At 43.2% G+C, this 24414-nt stretch carries 24 protein-coding genes; 12 read left to right on the top strand and 12 right to left on the bottom strand.

The annotated features are described in order from the left end of the window. Nucleotides 1-15: 15 nt before the first annotated feature. From pgdS to pgsB, 5 genes are all read right to left on the bottom strand, one after another. Nucleotides 16-1257 carry a gamma-DL-glutamyl hydrolase gene (pgdS, locus tag G4P54_RS18480; protein WP_167873478.1) on the bottom strand — a complete coding sequence of 414 codons (1242 nt, stop codon included), beginning with the start codon at nucleotides 1255-1257 and terminating at the stop codon, nucleotides 16-18. A 140-nt stretch (nucleotides 1258-1397) separates the two neighbouring features. Further along, on the bottom strand, nucleotides 1398-1565 hold the full coding sequence (gene edmS / locus G4P54_RS18485; RefSeq protein WP_032681971.1) for an extrachromosomal elements maintenance protein EdmS: 168 nt from the start codon (nucleotides 1563-1565) through the stop codon (nucleotides 1398-1400). Nucleotides 1566-1580: 15 nt separating this feature from the next. Beyond that, entirely contained in the window at nucleotides 1581-2723 is a 1143-nt protein-coding gene (pgsA, locus tag G4P54_RS18490; RefSeq protein ID WP_167873479.1) for a capsular polyglutamate synthetase PgsA, read from the bottom strand. An 18-nt stretch (nucleotides 2724-2741) separates the two neighbouring features. After that, the gene (pgsC, locus tag G4P54_RS18495; protein WP_003227889.1) at nucleotides 2742-3191 is read right to left on the bottom strand and encodes a poly-gamma-glutamate biosynthesis protein PgsC; all 450 of its coding nucleotides are present in this window, start codon (nucleotides 3189-3191) and stop codon (nucleotides 2742-2744) included. A gap of 14 nt (nucleotides 3192-3205) precedes the next feature. After that, a complete protein-coding gene (pgsB, locus tag G4P54_RS18500; RefSeq protein ID WP_003219593.1) occupies nucleotides 3206-4387 on the bottom strand; it encodes a poly-gamma-glutamate synthase PgsB in 1182 nt (393 codons plus the stop codon). A 781-nt stretch (nucleotides 4388-5168) separates the two neighbouring features. Between pgsB and G4P54_RS18505 the strand changes: the two genes are divergently transcribed. From G4P54_RS18505 to G4P54_RS18540, 8 genes are all read left to right on the top strand, one after another. Next, complete coding sequence (locus G4P54_RS18505) at nucleotides 5169-6158, top strand: LacI family DNA-binding transcriptional regulator (RefSeq protein ID WP_167873480.1); 990 nt, start codon at nucleotides 5169-5171, stop codon at nucleotides 6156-6158. Beyond that, nucleotides 6151-7032: a ribokinase gene (gene rbsK, locus G4P54_RS18510; RefSeq protein ID WP_167873918.1), complete on the top strand. Its 882-nt coding sequence runs from the start codon at nucleotides 6151-6153 to the stop codon at nucleotides 7030-7032. Before G4P54_RS18505 ends, rbsK begins: the two co-directional genes overlap by 8 nt. After that, a complete protein-coding gene (gene rbsD / locus G4P54_RS18515; protein ID WP_167873481.1) occupies nucleotides 7029-7424 on the top strand; it encodes a D-ribose pyranase in 396 nt (131 codons plus the stop codon). The genes rbsK and rbsD overlap by 4 nt, the downstream gene beginning before the upstream one ends. Nucleotides 7425-7439: 15 nt before the next feature. Further along, nucleotides 7440-8921, top strand: coding sequence for a ribose ABC transporter ATP-binding protein RbsA (rbsA, locus tag G4P54_RS18520; protein WP_167873482.1), 1482 nt, complete (start codon nucleotides 7440-7442; stop codon nucleotides 8919-8921). A 1-nt stretch (nucleotide 8922) separates the two neighbouring features. Then, a complete protein-coding gene (rbsC, locus tag G4P54_RS18525; RefSeq protein WP_167873483.1) occupies nucleotides 8923-9888 on the top strand; it encodes a ribose ABC transporter permease RbsC in 966 nt (321 codons plus the stop codon). 12 nt (nucleotides 9889-9900) lie between these two features. Next, nucleotides 9901-10818: a ribose ABC transporter substrate-binding protein RbsB gene (gene rbsB, locus G4P54_RS18530; RefSeq protein ID WP_167873484.1), complete on the top strand. Its 918-nt coding sequence runs from the start codon at nucleotides 9901-9903 to the stop codon at nucleotides 10816-10818. Nucleotides 10819-10925: 107 nt separating this feature from the next. Then, nucleotides 10926-11462, top strand: coding sequence for an SH3 domain-containing protein (locus tag G4P54_RS18535; RefSeq protein ID WP_167873485.1), 537 nt, complete (start codon nucleotides 10926-10928; stop codon nucleotides 11460-11462). Between the two features lie 154 nt (nucleotides 11463-11616). Continuing rightward, entirely contained in the window at nucleotides 11617-11913 is a 297-nt protein-coding gene (locus G4P54_RS18540) for a DUF3892 domain-containing protein (RefSeq protein ID WP_167873486.1), read from the top strand. 41 nt (nucleotides 11914-11954) lie between these two features. Here G4P54_RS18540 and G4P54_RS18545 read toward each other — a convergent pair whose 3' ends face one another. The 3 genes from G4P54_RS18545 to alsS form a co-directional block, all read right to left on the bottom strand. Further along, the gene (locus G4P54_RS18545) at nucleotides 11955-12482 is read right to left on the bottom strand and encodes an NAD(P)H-dependent oxidoreductase (protein ID WP_024714269.1); all 528 of its coding nucleotides are present in this window, start codon (nucleotides 12480-12482) and stop codon (nucleotides 11955-11957) included. A 95-nt stretch (nucleotides 12483-12577) separates the two neighbouring features. Beyond that, complete coding sequence (gene budA, locus G4P54_RS18550) at nucleotides 12578-13345, bottom strand: acetolactate decarboxylase (RefSeq protein ID WP_167873487.1); 768 nt, start codon at nucleotides 13343-13345, stop codon at nucleotides 12578-12580. 63 nt (nucleotides 13346-13408) lie between these two features. After that, the gene (alsS, locus tag G4P54_RS18555; protein ID WP_024714271.1) at nucleotides 13409-15121 is read right to left on the bottom strand and encodes an acetolactate synthase AlsS; all 1713 of its coding nucleotides are present in this window, start codon (nucleotides 15119-15121) and stop codon (nucleotides 13409-13411) included. Between the two features lie 158 nt (nucleotides 15122-15279). Between alsS and alsR the strand changes: the two genes are divergently transcribed. Beyond that, on the top strand, nucleotides 15280-16188 hold the full coding sequence (gene alsR, locus G4P54_RS18560) for an acetoin biosynthesis transcriptional regulator AlsR (protein WP_167873488.1): 909 nt from the start codon (nucleotides 15280-15282) through the stop codon (nucleotides 16186-16188). Nucleotides 16189-16401: 213 nt separating this feature from the next. Then, nucleotides 16402-17718 carry an arsenic transporter gene (locus G4P54_RS18565; RefSeq protein ID WP_167873919.1) on the top strand — a complete coding sequence of 439 codons (1317 nt, stop codon included), beginning with the start codon at nucleotides 16402-16404 and terminating at the stop codon, nucleotides 17716-17718. A gap of 50 nt (nucleotides 17719-17768) precedes the next feature. Here the strand turns inward: G4P54_RS18565 and G4P54_RS18570 are convergent, their stop codons facing one another. The 3 genes from G4P54_RS18570 to cotH all read right to left on the bottom strand — a co-directional run bounded on the left by G4P54_RS18570 (nucleotide 17769) and on the right by cotH (nucleotide 20930). Then, nucleotides 17769-18446, bottom strand: a complete 678-nt coding sequence (locus tag G4P54_RS18570) for a hypothetical protein (protein WP_024714274.1) — start codon at nucleotides 18444-18446, stop codon at nucleotides 17769-17771. A 57-nt stretch (nucleotides 18447-18503) separates the two neighbouring features. Then, nucleotides 18504-19715 carry a spore coat protein CotH gene (locus tag G4P54_RS18575; protein WP_167873489.1) on the bottom strand — a complete coding sequence of 404 codons (1212 nt, stop codon included), beginning with the start codon at nucleotides 19713-19715 and terminating at the stop codon, nucleotides 18504-18506. Between the two features lie 126 nt (nucleotides 19716-19841). Then, the gene (gene cotH, locus G4P54_RS18580; protein ID WP_024713723.1) at nucleotides 19842-20930 is read right to left on the bottom strand and encodes a spore coat protein CotH; all 1089 of its coding nucleotides are present in this window, start codon (nucleotides 20928-20930) and stop codon (nucleotides 19842-19844) included. Between the two features lie 143 nt (nucleotides 20931-21073). Here cotH and G4P54_RS18585 point away from each other — a divergent pair, with 143 nt between their 5' ends. Continuing rightward, nucleotides 21074-21688: a CotG/ExsB N-terminal domain-containing protein gene (locus G4P54_RS18585; protein WP_024713724.1), complete on the top strand. Its 615-nt coding sequence runs from the start codon at nucleotides 21074-21076 to the stop codon at nucleotides 21686-21688. A 172-nt stretch (nucleotides 21689-21860) separates the two neighbouring features. Further along, complete coding sequence (locus G4P54_RS18590; RefSeq protein WP_024713725.1) at nucleotides 21861-22478, top strand: flavin reductase family protein; 618 nt, start codon at nucleotides 21861-21863, stop codon at nucleotides 22476-22478. Nucleotides 22479-22802: 324 nt separating this feature from the next. On the opposite strand, the gene ggt is transcribed toward G4P54_RS18590, so the two are convergent. After that, a complete protein-coding gene (ggt, locus tag G4P54_RS18595) occupies nucleotides 22803-24380 on the bottom strand; it encodes a gamma-glutamyltransferase (protein WP_167873490.1) in 1578 nt (525 codons plus the stop codon). Between the last annotated feature and the right edge of the window lie 34 nt (nucleotides 24381-24414).

Genomic DNA, 24414 nt, shown 5'->3' on the forward strand with positions numbered 1-24414 from the left:
TGGAGTCTTTGTCTTTTATTGAATACGTATACTTCCCGCATATTTATCTTTCCAATACGTGCTCGTGTTCATATTGGTGATGGTCACGCCGTTTGATAATGTGACATGAACAACTTGTCCGTTTCCGATATAGATGGCCGGATTTAGGCTTGTTGATTCGAAGAACACAATGTCTCCCGGTTTGAGGTCAGCCTTCTCAATCTTAGTTCCGGCTTTGTACTGGCTTGTTGCGTACCGAGGGAGGGAAATACCCGCTGCCTTCTTGTACACGTACTGGACAAAACCAGCTGTGTCAAATCCGGTCTCTGGGGACACTCCGCCTTTTTTATAAGGAACTTCTCCGACATAAAGCGTAGCTTCGGATACGATCGGATTTTCTTTTGGAATTGTCAAATGGTCAAATCGGCGAATGCCTGTCATTTTCGATTTCCAGTAATCCTCTGACAAGTAGGAAATGGTTACTTTTTCAGAACGGCTTGCCTGAATAAATCTTCCTCCGCCAGCATAAATGCCTGCATGTGAAATTCCGGTTTTGTACGTATTGCTGAAATAAACGACATCACCAGGCTTTATATTCTGAGGCGCCACCTTCTCGCCCACTGCCCATTGCTGTTCGGCTGATCGCGGCAGATAAATGCCGAGTGCCTGTTGGAACACATACTGCACAAGCCCTGAGCAGTCAAAGCCCTCTGAAGGTGTGCTTCCGCCAAACACATATGGAATACCGATATATTTTTCAGCCTCCTGAACGACAGGAACGTCAGCAGTTGCCGGATCGGCTGCGATTCGTCTTGCCCCGATATAAGTTCCGCTCCAATAGCTGCTTTTTTTGTAATTGGTGATGATAACCCCTTTTGATTGCGTACTCTGAATCATTTGGCCGTCTCCGATATAAAGAGCATCATGTGTCGGAGTTGTCCCGCTGCTTCCCTCTTTCTTAAAAAACAAAATATCGCCCGGCTTCAGGTTTTCCGGTTTTACGGCCGTTCCGACTTTATACTGATCGTTCACAGACCTTGGCAGATGAATATCAGCCTTACTGAACACATATTGAATCAATCCCGAAGGATCGAATCCTTCTTTTGGCGTTTCACCGCCGTATTTATACTGATACCCAAGCAGTTTTTTTGCTTCGCTGATGATCAGTTCCGATGACATATCAGCCTCCGCAATCTCCGCTTTTGTAATAATTGAGCCCCAAAAACTAATGATAACCGCCACAAGCAAAAACTTCTTCCAGTTTGCCAGTGTGTTCACTTTTATTATCTCCTCCTCTTTTTGCAATTTTAACATCGGTGTTTTTCTGAATATATTAAGCGGCTTTTTGATTTTTTTACAAAATGAATGTGCCGGGCAAATAAAAAGAGAATGCCTCATCAGACATTCTCTTTTGTGAATTATTTATTGGCGTTTGCCGGTTCTTCCTGCTGTTGGATTTTATGCATTTCCGTATCAATCTTTTGTTTTTCCTGATCTGTCAGCTGATCGTTGAATTTAAAAGCTGACATAAACATGAACACGATGGCTACGGCAACAAATGGCCAGCTGGCTTTGACAAATTTCATCTTGAATCCCTCCGGTTATTTAGATTTTAGTTTGTCGCTATGATCAACATCAAATGTCAGTTTTCCGTCTTCTACTTTCCATGAGAAATTAGAGCCTTTCGTGAGTTCACGAATAATTGTTTTTTGTTTAAGGCTGCCTTTTTTGACTGGTGCAGGAGTCGCTTCATGGATGTCAATCGGCGTCACCTCAAAGCGGCCTGTTCCGTTTTTCTTCAGGTGATACTGAACCAGTGCACTGTCTCTCGTTCTTGTCCAGCCTTGGTCAAAGACAAAGTTGCCGAGGCTGTAGAAAATGACAGTTCCGTTATATACTTCAATCGGTTCTAAGACGTGCGGGTGATGGCCGACAATGATATCAGCTCCCGCATCAGACATGGCCCTCGCAAGCTGGCGCTGGCGGTCGTTTGGATCATTATCATACTCTTGTCCCCAGTGTGACTGCACAACGACGATGTCCGCATGTTTTTTTGCTTCTGAAATCATAGGAATGAAGATTTCAGGATCTGCGGGCAGCACACCCGGCGTATTCTTTTTAGCCGAAAAGCCTTTTCCAGACACATCTGTAAAGCCGAGCGTCGCGATGGTTACCCCATTGACCTTCTGGTACGAGATTTTCTTTTTCGCATCACTTAAGCTGTATCCCGCTCCAACGATATCAAGGTCTTGCTTCTCAAATTCTCCAAGTGTATCTTTCATGCCCTGAACGCCGTAATCCATTGCGTGGTTGTTTGCGCTGTTGAGAACCGTGAAATTCATATCCTTCAAGACTTTCACTGATTCCTTATTCGTCTGCAGATGAATCTCTTTATCTGCTTGTTTATAATTCTTTTGATAGGTTACCGGGTTTTCAAAGTTTCCCGCTACATAATCCGAGGCTTTGAAGATCGGTTCAACATATTGAAAAATGCTGTCTGCCCCTTTTTGATCCGTTACTTTTTCAACATAGCGGCCCATCATAATATCACCGACAAATGAGGCTGAGACAACATCATCAGAATACGTTTCGACTTGCGGCGTTTCTGCTTTTCCCGCCCACATAAAAGCGAACATGAGAACAAAAACGATTGGAATGGCAATAAATACGTGCTTATTGGTTTTCTTTTTTTGCTGTTTTGTCAGCTTCAGCAGCTTTTCATGAAAGCTCAGTTCTTTTTTCATCGTTTGACACACCTTACATTAAATTAAGTAGTAAACAAACATGATAGCAAAGGTCGCTCCGCTCAATAGCAGCGTGCTTCCGAACGTAATGGTTAACCCTTGTTTTTGAATGGTATTGGCAATTAAACCTGGCACGATAATGCCGATTCCTCGAAATTCTGCGATTTCAAATGGTACAATCGGGTATAGAAAATCAAACGCAATTTTCAGGACGATTCCCGTTATCAGCATGGCAGCGAATTTTCTGCGTCCGTACAAAATCATAAATTTGGATAAACCGTATTTCACAATGACATAAGTGAGCAAGCTCACCAGCAAAACGAGTAAAATAAAGACCGGCTGATTAAACACAAGTCCTAAATATCCCGGTACGACCAGTCCTGCCGGCACGATTCCTGTTTTTTCTGCAAAAATCAAACTGAGTAGTACACCTAAAATAAGTGCGATGTATAAATCTGATCCGAACATGTCTGCATTTCCTCCTAGCTTACGAGCTGCTTAACCTTGTATTCGTGGATTTTTTCAATTAAAGGCTCTGCGGCACCATGAATATTGCCGACGCCATATATGACACGATTGTGCATTCTTTTCTTTAGCAATTCCATAATTTCTTCTGTTGACTTGTACTCTAGATCATGCAGTTTATCTGCAGGAATTTTGCCTTCTTCATAGGCTTTTACGATCGGTTCAGTTGTTTCACCGATTAAGATCAGTTCACTTGCTTCAATATAAGGCAATACGTCATTTGCGAATTGCTGTGTCCGATCAACACGGTCTGCGCGGCAGTTCATGATGATGATCGGATCATCGGTCGGGTAACCGATTTCTTTTACACGTTTCCATATATTCAAAGTAGAAGAAGCGTCGTTTGCGGCAAACCCATTAACAAAGTGCCCGGGCTCGCTCGGACTGATCAGCGGAAGAATTCTCATAGCTCCCGGATCTGGCGGCGCATTCAGCATTCCTTTAAACGCAGTTTCTTCGTCAATGCCCAGCGCTTGAGCCACACCCAGTGCCAGTGAAGCGTTATCAGGGAATACCATGTATTCAAATTTACGCAGATATTCATCTGTGATTTTTGAGTTATCAGCAATGATGACTTTTGTGTTTCGTTCCTTTGCTTTCTGTTTAAAGAACTCGGTATATTCACTATCTGTAATGACAAGATGGCCGTTATAAGGAATTGTAGCGGTAAACGCTTCTGCAATTTCATCGAGTGTCGGCCCCATGACATCCATATGATCCTCTAAAACGTTAACAATGACGCCGATATTGGCTTGCAGAAGTTCTTCCTGAAAAATGATTTGATAATCCGGGTTAACAGCCATGCATTCACTGACGATAGCGTTAGCCCCTCTTTCTACTGTTTCTTTCATGACTTCTTTTTGCTCTCCGATATTCGGTCCTTGAGGTTTCCGTTTAATCGGCTTTTCCTCCGGTGTGTCCCAGTAAATCATTCGTGCATCTGTCCCTGTTGTTTTTCCAACAGTTTTATAACCGGCTTCTATTAATATTCCGGTTGTAAGCCTTGTCACAGTCGACTTGCCTCGGATGCCGTTAATATTCACTCGCACAGGGAGGGCATCAATGTTTTTTTGATGTCGTCGTTTTTCTAATATTCCGATGACCAGTATGACAGCACAGGCTATAATGAGTAACCACATTGCTTTTCGACATCTCCTTCTATAGTGTTGTAAATTCATTCATCAGTATATAGAATCACTATGAATTCTCAATCGGCATTATGTAACATAATCTTCCCTGTTCCACTAAGCCAAACTTCACTTTTGAAAGAGATTTTATGCCTACAAACTGCTTTCTAATTTTGGAAAACAGCAGGACTTACACCTTATCTCTTTTTTTAAAAATCAAAAGGAATGCGCTTTCATTTTTCTTCTGATATCCTTATGGACGTATAGTCACACGCTGTTGCTGTCATTTAACATGCATTTCAAATCAATCTTTTTTTCAGCCCGTGATATCAGTCTTTTCCTGCTACCATGCGTTTTTTCCGGTTCTTATGAGCACAAAATGGTTTTATCCTTTCTTAAGAACAAGGTCATAATGTCGTCCTTTCTGCATGGAAGACGCCATATGAGGCCCATTCCAAAATGACTAAGAGAGCCCGTCGTAAAAGTGCTGAACATACGGGTCTGAATTCTCTAACATAATTAAACATTTTCTGGGCTGATAGTCTTTTCTATTTCTCCTCACTTACAGGTCTAAACGCATGACTCTGAAACAATTTTAAAAAAACTTAATATTTGTTCAAGAAAACTTCATCCAGATTTCTGAGAACTTTGGCAAAAAAAGAGTGAAAACCCTACATTTCATATTTATATATACAATTTACAATAGATTTCTTTTGATATTTTTATTGCCAACTTCAGATCGCACATGATAATCTATTTTTGTAAGCGGTTACACAAACAAGGAGGATCTGTTTTGGCTACTATTAAAGATGTCGCCGGAGCGGCGGGCGTTTCAGTTGCAACGGTTTCCCGTGTCCTGAATGACAACGGCTATGTACACGAAGAAACGCGAACGCGTGTGATAGCTGCGATGGAGAAGCTAAACTATTACCCGAATGAAGTCGCCAGATCTCTTTATAAAAGAGAATCCCGGCTGATCGGACTTTTGCTCCCGGATATCACCAACCCTTTCTTCCCCCAGCTTGCCCGCGGCGCGGAGGATCAATTGAACCGGGAAGGCTATCGCCTTATTTTCGGCAACAGCGATGAGGAATTGAAAAAAGAACTTGAATACCTTCAAACCTTTAAACAAAATCATGTTGCAGGCATTATTGCCGCAACGAATTACCCTGATCTTGAGGAATACAGCGGTATCAATCACCCAGTTGTTTTTCTGGACAGAACACCTGAAGGAGCCCCTTCTGTGTCCAGTGACGGCTATACTGGAGGAAAACTAGCCGCCGAAGCCATCATTCACGGAAGAAGCAAGGGCATTACGCTCTTGAGAGGCCCAGCTCACCTGCCGACAGCTCAAGACCGATTTAACGGCGCTTTGGAGATCTTAAAGCAGGCTGAAATTGATTTTCAGGTCATCGAAACGGCTTCATTTTCTTTCAGCGAGGCGCAATCGATGGCGAAGGAGCTGTTTGCCACATACCCCGAGACAGACGGTGTGATAGCGGGCAATGATATTCAAGCCGCAGCAGTTTTACATGAAGCATTGCGGCGCGGCAAAAACGTACCGGAGGATATTCAAATCATTGGCTATGATGACATTCCGCAAAGCGAGCTGCTGTTCCCTCCTCTGTCTACAATTAAACAGCCCGCATATGACATGGGTAAAGAAGCAGCCAAGCTGCTTTTGCGTATAATCAAAAAACAGCCGCTGACAGAAACGGCAATTCAAATGCCTGTCACCTATATAAGAAGAAAGACGACAAGAAAGGAAGATCATGATGCGTAATATTTGTGTAATTGGAAGCTGCTCTATGGATTTAGTGGTCACCTCGGACAAACGCCCCAAAGCCGGTGAAACGGTACTTGGCACGTCATTTCAGACAGTACCGGGCGGTAAAGGAGCGAATCAGGCAGTCGCTGCTGCCAGGCTCGGCGCCCGCGTGTTTATGGTTGGCAAGATCGGAGGCGATCATTATGGATCAGCCATTTTAGATAATTTAAAAGAAAACGGCGTTCGCACTGACTATGTGGAACCGGTTACACATAAAGAAAGCGGCACCGCACACATTGTGCTTGCTGAAGGTGATAACAGCATTGTTTTCGTCAAAGGTGCGAATGATGATATCACTCCATCGTATGCGATAGACGCGCTAGAAGAGATTGAAAAGATTGATATGGTCCTGGTTCAGCAGGAAATTCCGGAAGAAACGGTAGATGAAGTGTGCAAATACTGCCATTCTCACGATATACCGGTCATGCTCAACCCGGCACCGGCCCGCCCTCTGAAACAGGAAACAATTGATCACGCCACCTATCTCACACCGAATGAACACGAGGCGTCGATTTTATTCCCTAAGCTCACCACTTCTGAAGCTCTGGCGCTTTATCCGGCGAAGCTCTTTATTACGGAAGGAAAACAAGGCGTTCGCTATTCAGCCGGCAGCAAAGAACGGCTCATCCCGTCCTTCCCTGTTGAACCCGTTGATACAACCGGAGCCGGTGATACATTTAACGCCGCCTTTGCCGTTGCTCTGGCTGAGGGAAAAGACATTGAAGCCGCATTGCGGTTCGCCAATCGGGCCGCCTCCCTTTCTGTCTGTTCCTTCGGCGCCCAGGGCGGAATGCCGACAAGAAAAGAAGTGGAGGAGCTGCTGTCATGAAAAAACACGGTATACTGAACAGCCATCTGGCCAAGCTGTTTGCCGACCTTGGTCACACTGATAAAATTGTCATCGCGGATGCCGGGCTGCCTGTTCCTGACGGCGTTTTGAAAATTGATCTTTCCATAAAGCCGGGTCTTCCGGCTTTTCAGGATATAGCGGCAGTGCTGGCTGATGAGATGGCCGTTGAAAAAGTCATTGCTGCAGCTGAAATAAAAGCTTCTAATCAAGAGAATGCGAGATTTCTAGAGAAGCTTTTTTCTGAACAAGAGATTGAATACCTTTCTCACGAAGAATTTAAGCTGCTGACAAAAGAAGCAAAGGCGATCATAAGAACGGGTGAATTCACACCTTATGCCAACTGCATCCTGCAGGCGGGTGTGCTCTTCTAGAAAGGAGGATGGAACATGCAGATTGAAATGAAGGAGATTCACAAAGCATTCGGGAAAAACCAAGTGCTGTCAGGTGTTTCCTTTCAGCTCGTGCCCGGCGAGGTTCACGCATTAATGGGAGAAAACGGCGCCGGCAAATCCACGCTTATGAACATTCTGACAGGCCTGCATAAATCGGATAAAGGGAAAATCATCATAAACGGAAACGAAACGTATTTTTCCAACCCGAAAGAAGCGGAACAGCATGGAATCGCTTTTATCCACCAGGAATTGAATATCTGGCCGGAGATGACTGTTCTTGAGAATCTATTTATCGGAAAAGAGATATCCTCCAAGCTGGGCATTTTACAAACGAGAAAAATGAAAGCGTTAGCAAAAGAACAGTTTGACAAACTGTCTGTCTCTTTTTCTCTTGATCAAGAAGCAGGCGGGTGTTCCGTCGGACAGCAGCAAATGATCGAAATCGCAAAAGCGCTCATGACAAATGCCGAGGTCATTATTATGGATGAACCGACAGCAGCGTTGACGGAACGGGAAATCAGCAAGCTTTTCGAGGTCATTACGGCGTTAAAAAAGAACGGTGTATCCATTGTCTACATTTCGCATCGCATGGAAGAAATTTTTGCGATTTGCGATAGAATCACCATCATGCGTGACGGAAAAAACGTAGATACAACAAACATCCCAGACACCGATTTTGATGAAGTCGTTAAAAAAATGGTCGGGCGCGAGCTGACTGAACGATATCCGAAACGCACCCCTTCTCTCGGTGACAAAATTTTCGAGGTGAAAAACGCCACCGCCAAAGGACGTTTTGAAGATGTCAGCTTTTCTGTTCGTTCCGGTGAAATCGTCGGTGTTTCCGGATTGATGGGAGCCGGTCGGACAGAAATCATGAGAGCGCTCTTCGGCGTTGACAGGCTGAGCTCGGGTGAAATATGGATCGCCGGAAAAAAGACAGTCATTAAAAACCCGCAGGATGCGGTAAAAAAAGGACTCGGCTTTATCACAGAAAACCGCAAAGATGAAGGGCTGCTGCTCGACACCTCGATTCGCGAGAATATTGCACTGCCCAGTCTCTCCAGTTTCTCTCCAAAGGGTCTCATTGATCACAGACGGGAAGCTGAATTTGTTGATCTTTTAATCAAACGCCTGACCATCAAAACGGCATCACAGGAAACACACGCACGCCATTTATCAGGTGGAAACCAGCAAAAAGTGGTGATTGCCAAGTGGATCGGCATCGGACCGAAAGTGCTGATCTTAGATGAGCCGACCAGAGGCGTGGATGTTGGCGCAAAACGGGAGATTTATTCGCTGATGAATGAGCTGACTGAGCGAGGCGTCGCCATCATTATGGTGTCATCAGAGCTGCCGGAAATTCTCGGAATGAGCGATCGTATAATCGTTGTCCATGAAGGCAGAATCAGCGGGGAAATTCATACGCAGGAAGCAACGCAAGAACGAATTATGATACTTGCCACAGGAGGGCGGTAATATGAAAGCCGAACATCAACAAGAACAAAAGCGGATTCACTTCGACGGAGTCATGCAAAAACTCGGCCCGTTTCTCGGTTTATTTATTCTCGTTATCATTGTATCTATTTTAAATCCAAGCTTTCTTGAACCGTTGAATATTTTAAACCTGCTTCGCCAGGTCGCCATAAACGGATTAATCGCGTTCGGCATGACCTTTGTGATTTTAACAGGCGGCATTGACCTTTCTGTCGGCGCTATTCTTGCCCTGTCCAGCGCTTTAGTCGCGGGGATGATTGTATCCGGTGTCGATCCGATTCTCGCCATCATCCTCGGCTGTATCATTGGTGCCGCCCTTGGCATGATCAACGGACTATTGATCACAAAAGGAAAAATGGCGCCCTTTATCGCTACGCTTGCGACTATGACTGTCTTTCGCGGTTTGACGCTTGTGTATACAGACGGAAATCCGATTACCGGACTTGGCACAAACTACGCTTTTCAGCTGTTCGGACGAGGTTACTTCTTAGGCATTCCTGTACCGGCGATTACGATGGTTCTTGCCTTTGCCTTCCTTTGGGCGCTTCTTCATAAAACACCGTTCGGACGCCGAACCTACGCCATCGGAGGCAATGAAAAAGCCGCGCTCATTTCAGGCATTAAAGTGACGCGCGTAAAAGTGATGATCTATTCTTTAGCCGGGCTTTTATCCGCCCTTGCCGGCGCCATATTGACTTCACGTCTGCATTCAGCCCAGCCGACTGCCGGAGAATCGTACGAACTGGATGCTATCGCGGCGGTTGTCTTAGGCGGAACAAGTCTTTCCGGCGGCCGCGGACGCATTATCGGCACGTTAATCGGGGTGCTGATCATCGGCACACTTAACAACGGGCTCAATCTGCTTGGCGTCTCATCATTTTATCAGCTGGTTGTCAAAGGGATTGTCATTTTAATCGCGGTATTGTTAGACCGCAAGAAGTCAGCATAGGAGGGTTTTGACATGAAAAAGGCTGCAGCCGTCATTTTAACGTTATCATTGTTTTTATTAACTGCCTGTTCACTTGAGCCTCCCCAATGGGCAAAGCCGTCAAACTCGGGGAACAAAAAGGAATTCACCATCGGCTTGTCCGTCTCAACGCTTAATAATCCCTTTTTTGTCTCCTTAAAAAAAGGCATTGAAAAAGAAGCCGAAAAACGGGGTATGAAAGTGATCATTGTCGATGCACAAAACGACTCATCGAAACAGACGAGTGATGCAGAAGACTTAATTCAGCAAGGTGTCGATGCCTTGTTAATCAACCCGACTGATTCATCGGCCATCTCAACGGCAGTAGAATCTGCAAACGCAGTCGGTGTGCCTGTCGTAACAATCGACCGTTCCGCCGAACAGGGAAAAGTCGAAACCCTCGTTGCTTCCGATAATGTGAAAGGCGGTGAAATGGCCGCGGCATTTATCGCTGATAAACTTGGAAAAGGAGCGAAAGTGGCAGAGCTTGAAGGCGTGCCCGGCGCATCTGCCACACGGGAACGCGGCTCAGGATTTCATCATATCGCAGATCAAAAGCTCGACGTTGTCACAAAACAATCAGCTGACTTCGACCGCACCAAAGGCCTGACTGTCATGGAAAACTTGCTGCAGGGACATCCGGATATCCAAGCTGTTTTTGCTCACAATGACGAAATGGCGCTCGGTGCTCTCGAGGCCATTTACAGCTCGGGAAAAGAGATTTTAGTGATCGGTTTTGACGGCAATCAAGATGCGCTCGCTTCCATTAAAAACGGAAAGCTCTCAGCCACGGTCGCTCAGCAGCCTGAATTGATCGGTAAGCTGGCTACAGAAGCAGCCGATGATATTTTGCACGGGAAAAAAGTAAAAAAATCAATATCCGCGCCTCTCAAACTCGAAATACAAAAATAACTGCCACGGATCAGGTTTTTATCTGATCTTTTGATGTTTAGGAACCTGCGATAACGTGAATAGAGATATAGAATGAATTATTTCTCTTAGGTGAGGAGAGGAACGACATGAACAAACCAACAAAAGTATTATCAGCTCTAGCACTTGCGGCTGGAATAACTGCGGCTTCTGTGGGAGGCGCAAGCACGATCCATGCCCAGCAGCCAAACACAACTGTAAGCATCGATGATTTATACAGCTATCCGATTGATTCTTATTTGGTGTCAGCAGAGGCTCTAAATGTTAGAACGAAGGCTTCCGCATCAAGCCAGAAAGCCGATACGCTGCATTTAGGCGACAGCTTAAAGCTGATTTCCTTTGCGAACGCTGATTGGGCAAAAGTTCATTATAAAAATGGCAAAACAGGCTTTGTCTCCACTCATTACATTGTAAAAGCTGCGACAACGATAAAAACCAAAACAAAAACGAAAGTATATACATCCGCTGAAGGAAAAGGCATCAAGACTCTTCCAGCAGACACAAGCGTTTCTTTTTTAGGCTGGAGCAAAACGAAAAAAGGCGGTTTTGATTTTGATTGGGTATTCGTTGATTATGGCGGAGCGACAGGCTATATGAAAACAAAGGATCTACACATGACAAAATAACTGAAAGGGATTCCGTGATTATGCGGAATCCCTTTTATTACGGTTTGATTCGTCACATCCCGAGATATTTCTCAGGAAATATTGTCATATGCTGTGTCGAAACCTTACATGATCATCGACACTTTTGTTCACGCTAAAAAGTGGAGGTGTCCATATGGATCAATTTGAAGCAGCATATCAATCGTATAAGGCCCAGCAAACATCAGCAAAACATTCAGATATCCGAACTGGCCAAGAAGAAATTATTGCAGTCAGAAGAAATGAGGAAGACAATATTATCGCAGTGAAAACCAACACAGGAAGAGAGCTCCACTACCCTGCTGCACTGTCAGAAGCAAAAGCGGGAAAACTCTCTCATGTGGATGTTTTCCATAAATACGGACGTGATATTTTGCGAAGTGAACCGGACGGCATAAAGGAAAATAACCTTTCCGAACTTCCGGATTTTTAACCATAAGAAACCCTGCGGCATGTAACACAGGGTTCCTACTTTTAAGCGAAAGGTTTCTGGATGTATTCGGCTAATCGTTTTGCACTGAGAGAAATATCCTCTTGAGCTGCATACTTCACGCCGTAGAACACGTATGGGGGCAAGTATTTCATGCCAATCAGATTACTCGTGGCCTGAAATGGTTTCAAGAGCTCGCTGATCGAGTAATGATTTGCTCCGCCTGCTTGATATTTTTCCGCTTCGCTCCCTGTTGAAACAGCCAGCATCAGCTCCTTGCCATGCAAGGCATTTCCTTCTGAACCAAAGGCCCATCCGTAAGTCAGCACAAGATCCTGCCATTTTTTTAAGAGCGGCGGTGAGCTGTACCAATAAAGCGGAAATTGGAAGACAATCCGGTCGTATAGCTCGCACAGCTGCTGCTCCTTCGCAACATCTATTGCTTCATCCGGGTATTCCTTATAAAGATCCCGTACTGTGATATTGTCATGTTTACTCAATTCCTCAGCCCACGCCTTATTCACAACTGAGGTTTCCATATGAGGATGAACTGCCAAAACCAATATTTTCATCAGACCACACCTTTACCCTTTTGACGTTATTTTATCTAAAATCAGGAAAAGAGCCAAATAAAAAGAAAGCCCAAACTAGGGGCTTTCTTTTCTCTTTATTCAGGGCTTCCTTCAGTCGTTTCGATATCCTTAGCAAAATCAGGGTTATCCAGATTCGCATTAAAGAAATCCTCTGTATTAGGAAGTCTGAGATTCATGTTCATTTTTTGAGAAATCGTAACCGTGCAATCCTCAAGCACATAGTCAAAAACGTGTCCGCCTGAATTGCGTCCTTCGTCAATGAAGTGCAGGTGGTAGCCAGAAACAGCGATTCCGTTTGCATAAGCCGGTGTAAGGAAACCTACGATCGTTCCTCGTACGTTGTCAAAGTTGAAAATCGGCTGCGTTTTGACTGCTTCAACCATCGGCACGTAAGGCTTTTCTTGCAGTTCCACCGTTCTTGTCTGTACTTTTTTAAACAATCCGTCAATGCGGATAGCGTAAAATAAGTTTTTGCTTGGCAGAATGCTGTTGATCTCATTTTCAAACTCTTCACGCGACGTTTTCGCGTCAATTTTATGCGTTATGTCCGGTTTAAAGAACGTAAAAGAGCAGAAAGGAGAACGGTCTCCATTTTGCACAGGAGTGGCAGTTCCGTCTGAACGGAGACGGTAAAATTCACCGTCAAATCCAATCAATTCTCCGTCAAGCTTGTTAAAGGTTCCAATACCGAAGTCTCCGTATTTCGGAATCTCTGACAGTTCAAAATCCCCGTCATACACTCCGTCTAATAGAGAAGTCATTGTTGATACTTGATAAATCTGGCTCACTGGCTGATCATTTTGACCGCGGCTGAGCACTTGCATGTTGCTTTGATGTTTCATAATTCCCTTCACTCCTTTTGTTTAGTGCTGTTCATAGAAAACAGGGTCTTGAAGTGCAGAGTGCTAGAGAGCTTTCGTTTTCATGAGTTCTCCGAATTCTTTCGGAAGCTTATCACTCGCTAAATTCATGTTATCACTGTAGTCAACCGGGACATCAATGATGACAGGACCTTCAGCGTTCATACCTTGACGCAGAACATCTGCCAGCTGGTCTGGTGATTCAACGCGCAAGCCGGTCGCTCCGAAGCTTTCCGCATATTTCACGATATCGATATTTCCGAAATCGACCGCAGACGTACGGTTGTATTTTTTCAATTGCTGGAATGCAACCATGTCATATGTGCTGTCGTTCCATACAATGTGTACAATTGGTGCTTTTAGACGAACTGCTGTCTCTAATTCCATTGCTGAGAATAAGAAACCGCCGTCGCCAGAGACTGATACTACTTTTTCTCCCGGTTTCACCAATGAAGCGCCGATTGCCCAAGGAAGCGCAACGCCGAGTGTTTGCATACCGTTACTGATCATTAATGTTAACGGCTCGTAGCTGCGGAAATAACGTGACATCCAAATCGCATGTGAACCGATGTCGCAAGTCACTGTAACATGATCATCCACTGCGTTTCGCAATTCTTTTACAATTTCAAGAGGATGCACTCTGTCTGATTTCCAATCAGCAGGCACCTGCTCACCCTCATGCATATATTGTTTTAAATCAGAAAGGATTTTCTGCTCACGTTCACCCAAGTTCACTTTCACAGCATCGTGTTCGATATGATTGATCGTAGCTGGAATATCACCGATCAATTCAAGCTCCGGCTGGTAAGCATGATCAATGTCAGCCAGAATTTCATCTAAATGGATGATCGTCCGGTCTCCATTGACATTCCAGAATTTCGGATCGTATTCGATTGGGTCATAGCCGATTGTCAGAACAACATCAGCCTGCTCAAGCAGAAGGTCGCCTGGCTGGTTGCGGAACAATCCGATACGGCCGAAGTACTGATCCTCTAAATCTCTCGTTAGAGTACCAGCGGCTTGATATGTTTCAACGAATGGAAGCTGAATTTTTTTCAATAGCTTGCGAACCGCTTTAATCGCTTCCGGTCTTCCGCCCTTCATGCCGACTAACACGACAGGGAGTTTTGCTGTTTGGATTTTTGCAATGGCTGCACTAATTGTATCATCAGCTGCAGGGCCGAGTTTTGGCGCTGCGACAGCCCGCACGTTATTTGTGTTTGTGAGTTCATTCACAACATCTTGCGGAAAGCTCACAAAAGCGGCCCCAGCCTGACCTGCTGACGCTATCCTAAATGCATTTGTAACAGCTTCCGGTATATTTTTTACATCTTGAACTTCTACACTGTATTTCGTAATCGGCTTAAATAGCGCCGCATTATCCAAAGATTGATGTGTCCGTTTTAAACGATCTGCACGGATCACGTTCCCAGCAAGCGCAACGACAGGGTCACCTTCAGTGTTTGCTGTCAGCAGTCCTGTTGCCAAGTTAGAGGCACCTGGTCCTGATGTGACTAACACGACTCCCGGTTTTCCAGTTAAACGGCCAACCGCCTGCGCCATAAATGCTGCATTTTGTTCATGCCGGGCAACGATAATTTCTGGCCCTTTATCTTGTAAAACGTCAAATACCGCATCAATTTTTGCACCTGGAATGCCAAATACATGTGTGACACCTTGCTCCACTAAGCAATCAACAACAAGCTCCGCCCCTTTGCTTTTTACAAGGGATTTTTGTTCTTTTGTTGCTTTTGTCAACACCCTCACTCCTTATTATGCATTTTAAACATAAAATTTTAAATATTTCTTGTGATATGTTTCACTATACACTCTTTGGAAATTGACCTCCAATATCGATTCGCCTTATGATTAATATGTATTACGAATTATTAATCTACGGAAGGGAATGCATATTGATGGAGCTTCGCCATCTTCAATACTTTATCGTAGTAGCCGAAGAGCTTCATTTCGGAAGAGCTGCGCGGCGGCTGAACATGACACAGCCTCCTCTCAGCCAGCAGATTAAACAGCTGGAAGAAGAAATTGGTGTGACGCTTCTGAAGAGGACAAAACGGATGGTCGAGCTTACCGCGGCCGGCGAAATCTTTTTAAATCACTGCCGCACGGCACTGATGCAAATTGATCAAGCGATTGAACTGGCACAGCGGACAGCTCGCGGCGAGCACGGCCATCTCGTTATTGGTTTTGTCGGATCGGCAACATATGAATTTCTGCCGCCGATTGTGAGGGAATATCGCAAAAAATTCCCTTCAGTAAAAATAGAATTACGTGAAATATCCTCGTTTAGGCAGCAGGACGAGCTGTTAAAAGGCAACATTGATATCGGTATACTTCATCCTCCTTTACAGCATACGGCATTACATACCGAAATCGCCCAAAGCAGTCCCTGTATTTTAGCTTTGCCTAAACAACACCCATTGACTTCTAAGGAATCAATTACAATCGAGGATTTGCGAGATCAGCCGATTATTACAGTGTCCAAAGAAGCATGGCCTACTCTGTACCTGGATTTTATTCAGCTCTGTGAACAAGCAGGCTTCAAACCAAATATCGTTCAGGAAGCCACAGAGTATCAAATGGTGATTGGCTTAGTCAGTGCTGGAATAGGCATTACATTTGTACCTTCCTCAGCCAAAAAATTATTTAATTTGGATGTTACTTATCGAACAATGGATCAAATACAGCTTAATGCAGAATGGGTTATCGCTTATCGAAAAGACAATTGTAATCCGCTTTTAAAGCAATTTATTCATATTTCAAATTGTAATCAGTCCAGATCGAAAGAGAGAAATGCAGGTACGTGAACATTACTTGCAATCTCTCTTTTTTTTTTTTTGGATTCCTATGGAATTTTAATCAATTTAATATAAGCGCTTAGTACAACTTCATATCAGTATACGTATACATACAGTACATCTATTTAGCAAGGATACTAGTTAGAGTATGACAATAGTTTGATTCTATAGCTGAAAGATAGAGAGGTGAACTATATTACACAGTTGGCTAGTTTCATCACATTGCTCGCTTTTTTCGCAACAATGATTTTTATTTTCTGGAGGCCTAAAGGATTAAATGAAGCGATCCCCGCAACATTAGGTGCTTTAATTGTGTTTTTGTGCGGGAGTGTGTCTTTGGCGGACTTGGGGGAAATAGGGACAAAAATCACAGGCGCATCGGTCACCATCCTTGCCACTATGACTATGGCCATAGCATTAGAAAGCTTCGGTTTCTTTTATTGGGTGGCTACAAAACTTCTGCAGCAATCCAAAGGTTCAGGCATCAAGCTTTTTTGGTTAACCAATTTACTTTGCTTTCTAATGACAATTTTCCTTAATAATGACGGGAGCGTTTTAATCACAACCCCGATCCTTTTGCTCGTTTTAAAATATTTAGGTTTAAAAAGGCATCAAAAAACCCCATATTTATTAAGCGGCGTTTTAATCGCCACAGCCTCCAGCACACCGATTGGCGTAAGTAATATTGTCAATTTAATTTCTCTCAAAATGATTGGAATGGATCTATACCTTCACACTGCCATGATGTTTGTCCCTAGTATGATTGGACTCATCTTTATGGCTTGTCTGCTGTTTATGTTCTTTTATAAACGTCTGCCTAAAAGCCTGCCAGATATACCGGATCATTTTCAGGCTCAGCTCTATAGACATCATTCACCGTCAGCTCCTTTACCAGAACGAAACCAAACAAAAATGATGTTATGTGTGCTCGCTTTTGTTTTTCTAGTCAGAATTAGCCTATTCGCAGCGTCATATACCGGCATTTCTGTTCCTCTTGTCGCCGCCATTGGGTCTTTTATCCTATTGAGCTGGAGATGGATTTATTACAAAACCTCCCCAAGAGACTTGTTATACAAAACACCTTGGCACATTTTTATTTTCGCTTTTACGATGTATGTTTTAATTTATGGGCTGCATAATATTGGTTTCACTGAGTTACTTGTGAATCTATTTGAACCAGTGGTTTCTGGAAGCCTCGCCCTGGCTACTTTCATTTCAGGCATTTCTACCTCTGTTTTTTCGAATCTATTTAACAATCATCCAGCATTAATGATCAGCACTTTCACCTTAACAGAAATGAGCCTGAATCCTTCAACAGCAAAGATTATCTATTTGGCAAATATTATCGGCAGTGATATCGGTTCCTTATTATTACCTATAGGTACTTTAGCAACACTTATTTGGATGCATATATTAAAACAGCATGATGAAAGAATCTCTTGGGGCGAATATTTAAAAACAACCGTTTTGATCATTCCGCTGACTGTTCTTTTTACGTTAACATGTTTATATGTTTGGATTAGCTGGTTATTTGTTTAATAAAAAACTGCCTTCTTATTTATTCAAGAGGGCAGTTTATTTTCTGTAAATTAAGGAAGGTGCATTGTCTTTAGATGACTTAACTTCCAAATGATCGACTCTCCCGTAGCGCTAATAAGCTCAATAATATTATGGGAAACATCTTTTAACAGACCGACTTTTTCCGGCACTTCCCCCATATCGAATATGACCAATTTGCCGATATACTTTTTGATCTGCTCCTCAAAATTACGTACTAGAGAAACATTGGAAGGCACGACAGGCAATTGCGAATTATCAAGCGTGTACGGTGTTTGTTCAGTTGAATAAGGAGTAAACCATTTTAAATGGTTCATAGATATAAAGAGTGTTTTGAAAACAGGTGAGAAAAATACGATATAGTCATTTAAAACACTTGTCACATACCCATGTATCGATCGACCGCCAGTTACATAAACTTCAATAAACTTGCCTTTCATCTTGTTTAATGAATTTCTATATGAAAAAGCGTTATTTTCTTCCTGTATCACTGGATCTTCCAAATCTCTTAAAAATGATTTCTCGGAAGTCATATTGATGACCGCCTTGTTCATTTGATGGAGATGCATTAAAGGGATATAAAGATAATGACAGCCATCACATATAACAAAAATATCCTGTCCAATATCTTTCAGTGTGCCAACAAATCTTGTATCCCCGGAAATGACAACTTCAACATCTGTGTCAAGAAATTGATTCAAACCTTTCATTTTCTCCTCCTTTAACTGAAAAAGGGCATCACTTAATCTGATGCTCCTTGTTATCTATTAAAATTTGCGTTTCCAGTGATAGTCTATCGTTTTGACAATCGTTTCATAGCTGTATTCTTCCTTTTGTCCTCCTGAACTTTCGAAAGAACTTGAAGAGCCATAAAAACCTGAGGATTTTGATGATTGGTAATCTGAAGACCTCGGTGATCGTTTAGATGATTTTGATGAACTTTTTGAACCTGATGAATGGTCGGATTTTGATGATTGGTAATCTGAAGACCTCAGTGATCGTTTAGATGATTTTGATGAACTTTTTGAACCTGATGAATGGTGGGATTTCGACGATTGATAACCTGAAGACCCCGGTGATCGTTTAGATGATTTTGATGAACTTTTTGAACCTGATGAATGGTGGGATTTTGACGATTGATGACCTGAAGACCCCGGTGATCGTTTAGATGATTTTGATGAACGATATGGTTTTGAAGATCGTAACGAACTGCTGTACACTTCTTCTTGTTTTTGGTCTGAATCTTTATTGTCTTCTTGATCATCATGTTCTTTTTTTTTATCCTCTTTTTTGTACGATCCTTTTGGGCCTAAGCTGATGCTTTTGATGTGAAAAGGATAGATGCGAAGCACCTCTTGATTTTTCACTAACGTATAATGACCGTCGGCATTATCTACAAGGATACCTTCAATTGCTTCCGGACCTCCGCGATTAATGGAAACCCATTTATGAGTTAGACTCTTAAACACTTCGCTTAAATAATCAGCTTCTAAAACATCTGCGGGCGTCTGTTCTTCCATTTTCAAATCGGGCTCATGTTTACTTATACTTTTGATGTGATGAATATTAAAATACACTACCCCATCCTCGTTTGTGTTTAATGCAGCGTAATCATCTCCCAGCCAGACCAAACAACCTTTTTTGGATTCCGGACCCCCTTGATTTAATTGAACGAATTGGTTCGTCAATTGTCCGATTAAGCTATGAAAATCATCAGCATCGGCCATTTCCTCAGTCTCAAGTGTTGTAGTGTTGTTATTGGTATCCTCAGTAATACTTTTCACATGTTCCAATTGGTAATAAATTATTTTTTTTTCAACTTGTAAAGCAATATAATCTGATTTTACAGCTGCTAATTTTCCTTGTTTAGATTCCGGGCCTCCACGATACACAGTAACAATTTTATCTTTCATTGAGTGCAAAAAGTTATAATAAGATATTTCATTATTTGAATGATATTTCATTCTCCTCTTGCTCATTCAAATTCCTCCTAGTCACTTATACATAGATGATAAACATACTGCATATATACGTGTCACATTTATTTGTTGAACTAATTCAATAGCCTAATTGTCTGTTTTTCAGCGAATACCTATATGATGCATTTACAAAATATTTAAATGATTCTTGAGGTATTGCGATCGGTTTTTAATATACTCACAAATTACAGCCGGCTCACGGTCAAAACGCTCAATATCATTCTTTTTGTATGGGTCCATCAGAACAAACGGCCTAATTTGTTCATACATTGCCATGATTTTCGGTTTCAAATATTCTATTGTAAAAAGAGATTGGAGCGTTTTTTCTAACAGGCGCTTGTAGGACTTGCGAAATTCGGGTTCATCCAATATCCGGGCGGTTAGTGTATTGAATCCTTGAATTCTTACATAATCGGCAGCCATCCGCTCTCCATGGATATCCCTGCCCCAGGTCGCATCATAATCCCAAGGAAGCACCTCAAATAATCCGGTTTCACTGCTTCTGTACAGCGCGTAATTGTGGACAAACCCGTCATAGTTTGAGGTGAATACAATGCCGGCGAGCCAGCGCAAATACTTATCAACATCCACATGCTTTGTCACTTCTGATTTAAACTGGGCTTTAGGGACAGTATTAATTTTAAATATCATATCCTGTAAATAAAAATCGTCTTCCTTAGTCCCTGTCTTCTTTTCATATCCAAGCTCCAGCGAGGTCTTCGTTTCTCTTTCCAAATCGCTCATCAGAGAAAAGTTAGCATCATCATCAACCGCGTAAAAAACCGCCCCGTCCGCCAGCTTCCTTTTTGCTAAATAATATTCATCGACGGATTCAAGTTCTAGATAAACCCCTTCATTCTTCCCGTTCACCTTTAAAAACACGAACTCTGCCTGTGGAGACAGCGTCCCAAGCTCCGAGAAAAAATCCAAAGACAATTTGTTTCTCATCATGGAAGGATCTTTATACTCCGCATTTAAGTGAATTTCTCGTGCACCGCGGAATGTTTTCGGCTGATAAAAGGAAATATGGTATGACTTCTTTTTAAAGTCTCTGATATGTGATCCCCGGTAAGCGATATCAATATCCAGCCTTTTTTGATTTACCTTCATCACAGCAGGCACCGGATCATCGTCCCATATATCCTTTTTTAATTCACGCAAATCTTTTGGATGAACAAACAGCTGATAAAGCGGCAATCTGGATTGATTCTTCATCCATAATCCCCCTTATAAATTTTAGGCTTTTATTTTTATGAGATCTCAGCGGAACACTTATACACTTTTTAAAACCGCGCGTACTATGAGGGTAGTAAGGATCTTCATCCTTAACATTATTTTTACAAAAGGAGGATTTCGAATTGGGCCACTATTCCCATATTGACATCGAAGAAGCGGTGAAATCCGCAAAAAAAGAAGGTTTAAAAGATTATTTATACCAAGAGCCTCATGGAAAGGAACGCAGCCATAAAAAATCACACCGCTCTCACAAAAAATCGCGCAGCCAAAAGAAATCTTACAGCTCTCACAAAAAATCACGCAGCCATAAAAAATCTTACAGCTCTCACAAGAAATCACGCAGCCATAAAAAATCTTACAGCTCTCACAAGAAATCACGCAGCTATAAAAAGTCTTACAGCTCTCACAAGAAATCACGCAGCCACAAGAAATCTTACAGCTCTCACAAGAAATCACGCAGCTACAAAAAGTCGTACCGTTCTCACAAGAAAAAATCACGCAGCTACAAAAAGTCGTACTGTTCTCACAAGAAGAAATCACGCAGCTATAAAAAGTCGTACTGCTCTTACAAAAAGAAATCACGCAGCTACAAGAAGTCATACCGCACGCACAAAACATCATATCGTCCCGATAAGAAAAAATCGCACCACGATTACTACAAACAAGACGATTACCACAGCAAAAAAGAATTCTGGAAAGACGGCAATTGCTGGGTAGTTAAAAAGAAATACAAATAAACTTAACATTTCACCATTTCATAGGCTGCCGGCGGATGTACGGAAGCCTATTTTTACATTTTCTTTATATAGATATATGTCATGACATAACATATGCAACACGCATCATTTGGTTTCCTTGAAACCAGTTCGTTATAATTAAGATATCCTAACGATAAAGGCGGTTGCTGCTATGTACATATTTCAAGCTGATCAGCTTAGTTCCAAAGACACATACAAGCTATTGTCGGGTGCAGTCATCCCCCGTCCCATTGCATTTGTAACAACACTTTCTTCAAGCGGAGCGGTAAATGCCGCGCCTTTCAGTTTTTATAACGTTGTCAGTTCAGACCCTCCGCTTCTCAGTGTTTCGGTTAACAGAACCGAAGGACGCCAAAAAGATACAGCCCGAAACACAGTGGAAAACGGAGAATTTGTCGTTCATGTCAGTGATGAGTCCATCATTGAAGACATCAATGAAACGGCAGCGAGCTTAGAGCCGGAGGAAAGCGAGCTCATACGCACCTCGCTTCATCCCGTCGAAAGCAAATCTGTTTCAGTTCCCGGCATTAAGGAAGCCCGCATTCGGTTTGAATGCACGTTAGAGCGGCATATCACATTTGACAATGACCAGGGCGTGACCACAGCGGATCTGCTCATCGGCAGAGTCGTCTGCTTCCACCTCGATGAAAAGGTGTATGATGCAGAAAAAGGATATGTTTTGACAGATGAATTACAGGCTGTCTCAAGATTGGCAGGAAACCACTATGCGAAGCTCGGCGAAGAATTTACACTGATTCGTCCCAGCTGAACAAAAGGACTATTTAAATAGAAGAAACTAGTCAAAAAGACCTTGTTATGACAACTTGCCGCCTTTAAAAAAGAACACCCGGAGAAAGCTCCGGGTGTTCTTTTATCCTTTTCCAGCGTGGATTGGAATGACAAGCTTTTGGATTTCAATGATGATCGTTTTTTAATTAAGAAAAAATTCGGTATTGGTAAATCCGGCTGATTGTGATTGACTCACTGCGTATTTTAGGGAACGGAATGATAGGCTGAAGGCAAACAGTATATGTACCACTTCATTGAGGTCTCATGTTTGCGCTTTTGATTTATATTTGTATCCTCTAGTTATTCAAATCCCCACAGCCGCCCCATCTCCCCGCGGGTCGGCTCCGCCTTGGAGAAAGCCCTCATCATCCACTTTGATTGCTGCTGCGTGTCCCATCAGCGGATCATAGTCACCGACTATCTCCACGAGATGTCCGCTGTCTTTCAGCTTTTCAATGATTTCCTCTGAGAATCTGCCCTCGACTCTCAGCCCCTCATATTCCTCTCCCCATGTTCTTCCCCATACCCAGCGCGGTTCGCTGATTGCCTGCTGTGGATGCATTCCATAGTCCAGCATTCGGGTAATAATGGCCGTCTGGGTCTGCGGCTGGCCCTCGCCGCCTTGTGTTCCGTACAGGATTTTCGGTTTTCCATCTTTGCAGACCATAGCCGGCATAAGCGTATGGAAGGTGCGCTTTTTCGGTTCAAGCGTGTTGACATGATCTTGATCCAATGAGAAAAATGATCCGCGGTTTTGCAGTAATATGCCCGTATCACCAGCAGTGACAGCCGAGCCAAATTCAAAGTACAAGCTTTGAATGAAAGACACCGCGTTGCCATCCGCATCAATGACGGCCGCATATGCCGTATCACTTCCCACCGGCCTGCTTTCTGCCGGTTTTGCCAGATAGCCGATGTCTTCCGCCAATTGTTTCGCGTATTTTTTGTCTAAAAGCCTTTCAAGCGGAATGTCCGCAAACGCCGGATCAGTCAAGACGGCATTTCGATCCAGAAAACTCTTTTTCAATGCCTCCACAAGCACATGATAATACTCAAATGAACCGTGTTCGATTTGGTTGAAATGATAGTTTTCCAGAATGTTCAGTGTTAATAAACCGGTAAAACCTTGTGAATTCGGCGGTGCTTGATACACACTATATCCTCGGTAATCACTTAATACAGGCTCCATCCATTCGCCCCGGTGCGCTTTAAAATCATCAAGTGTCATGTGGCTGCCGTTGTGCTGTAAATACGAGACAATCCGTTGAGCAATATCACCTTCATAGAATGCGCTTCTTCCTTTTTCAGCAATCATGATCAAGCACTCGGCAAGCTCTTTTTGCACAAAGCGCTCTCCCGGGACAGGCGCTTTGCCGCTTCTCGTGAAGATGTCGGCTGTGTAAGGTGTGGAGGCCAGCAGTTCAAGATTCATTTCTGTGTGACGGCACTGATCGGCTGATACTGGAAACCCATTTTGGGCATAGTCGCGTGCGGGCTCCAACACGTCTGCTAGAGACATACGCCCATACTCCTTCAATACGGCATCCCAGCTATCAACCATCCCCGGCACGGTAATGGCACTGTCGATTCCCCGCAGCGGAATCGCGCTTTTTCCCTTATATACATCTCTCGTTACATTTTTCCCAGAACGGCCGCTGCCATTGTAGACTCTTACTGCATTTGATTCCTGATGAAAGGCCAGCCAAAAGGAATCCCCGCCAAGCCCCGTCATATGCGGATACACAACAGCCAGACATGCACTCACAGCAACAGCGGCGTCAAACGCGTTTCCTCCCTTATCCAGTATGCGGTTTCCGGCTTGAGAAGCGAGATAATGAGGGCTGACGACCATTTGCTTTGTACCGATCACAGATTTGTTCATCACAAGTCCCCTTTTTTTAGAAATTTTCTTCAGT

This window comes from Bacillus tequilensis (assembly GCF_012225885.1).
In the GTDB taxonomy this organism is placed as follows: Bacteria; Bacillota; Bacilli; order Bacillales; family Bacillaceae; genus Bacillus; species Bacillus tequilensis.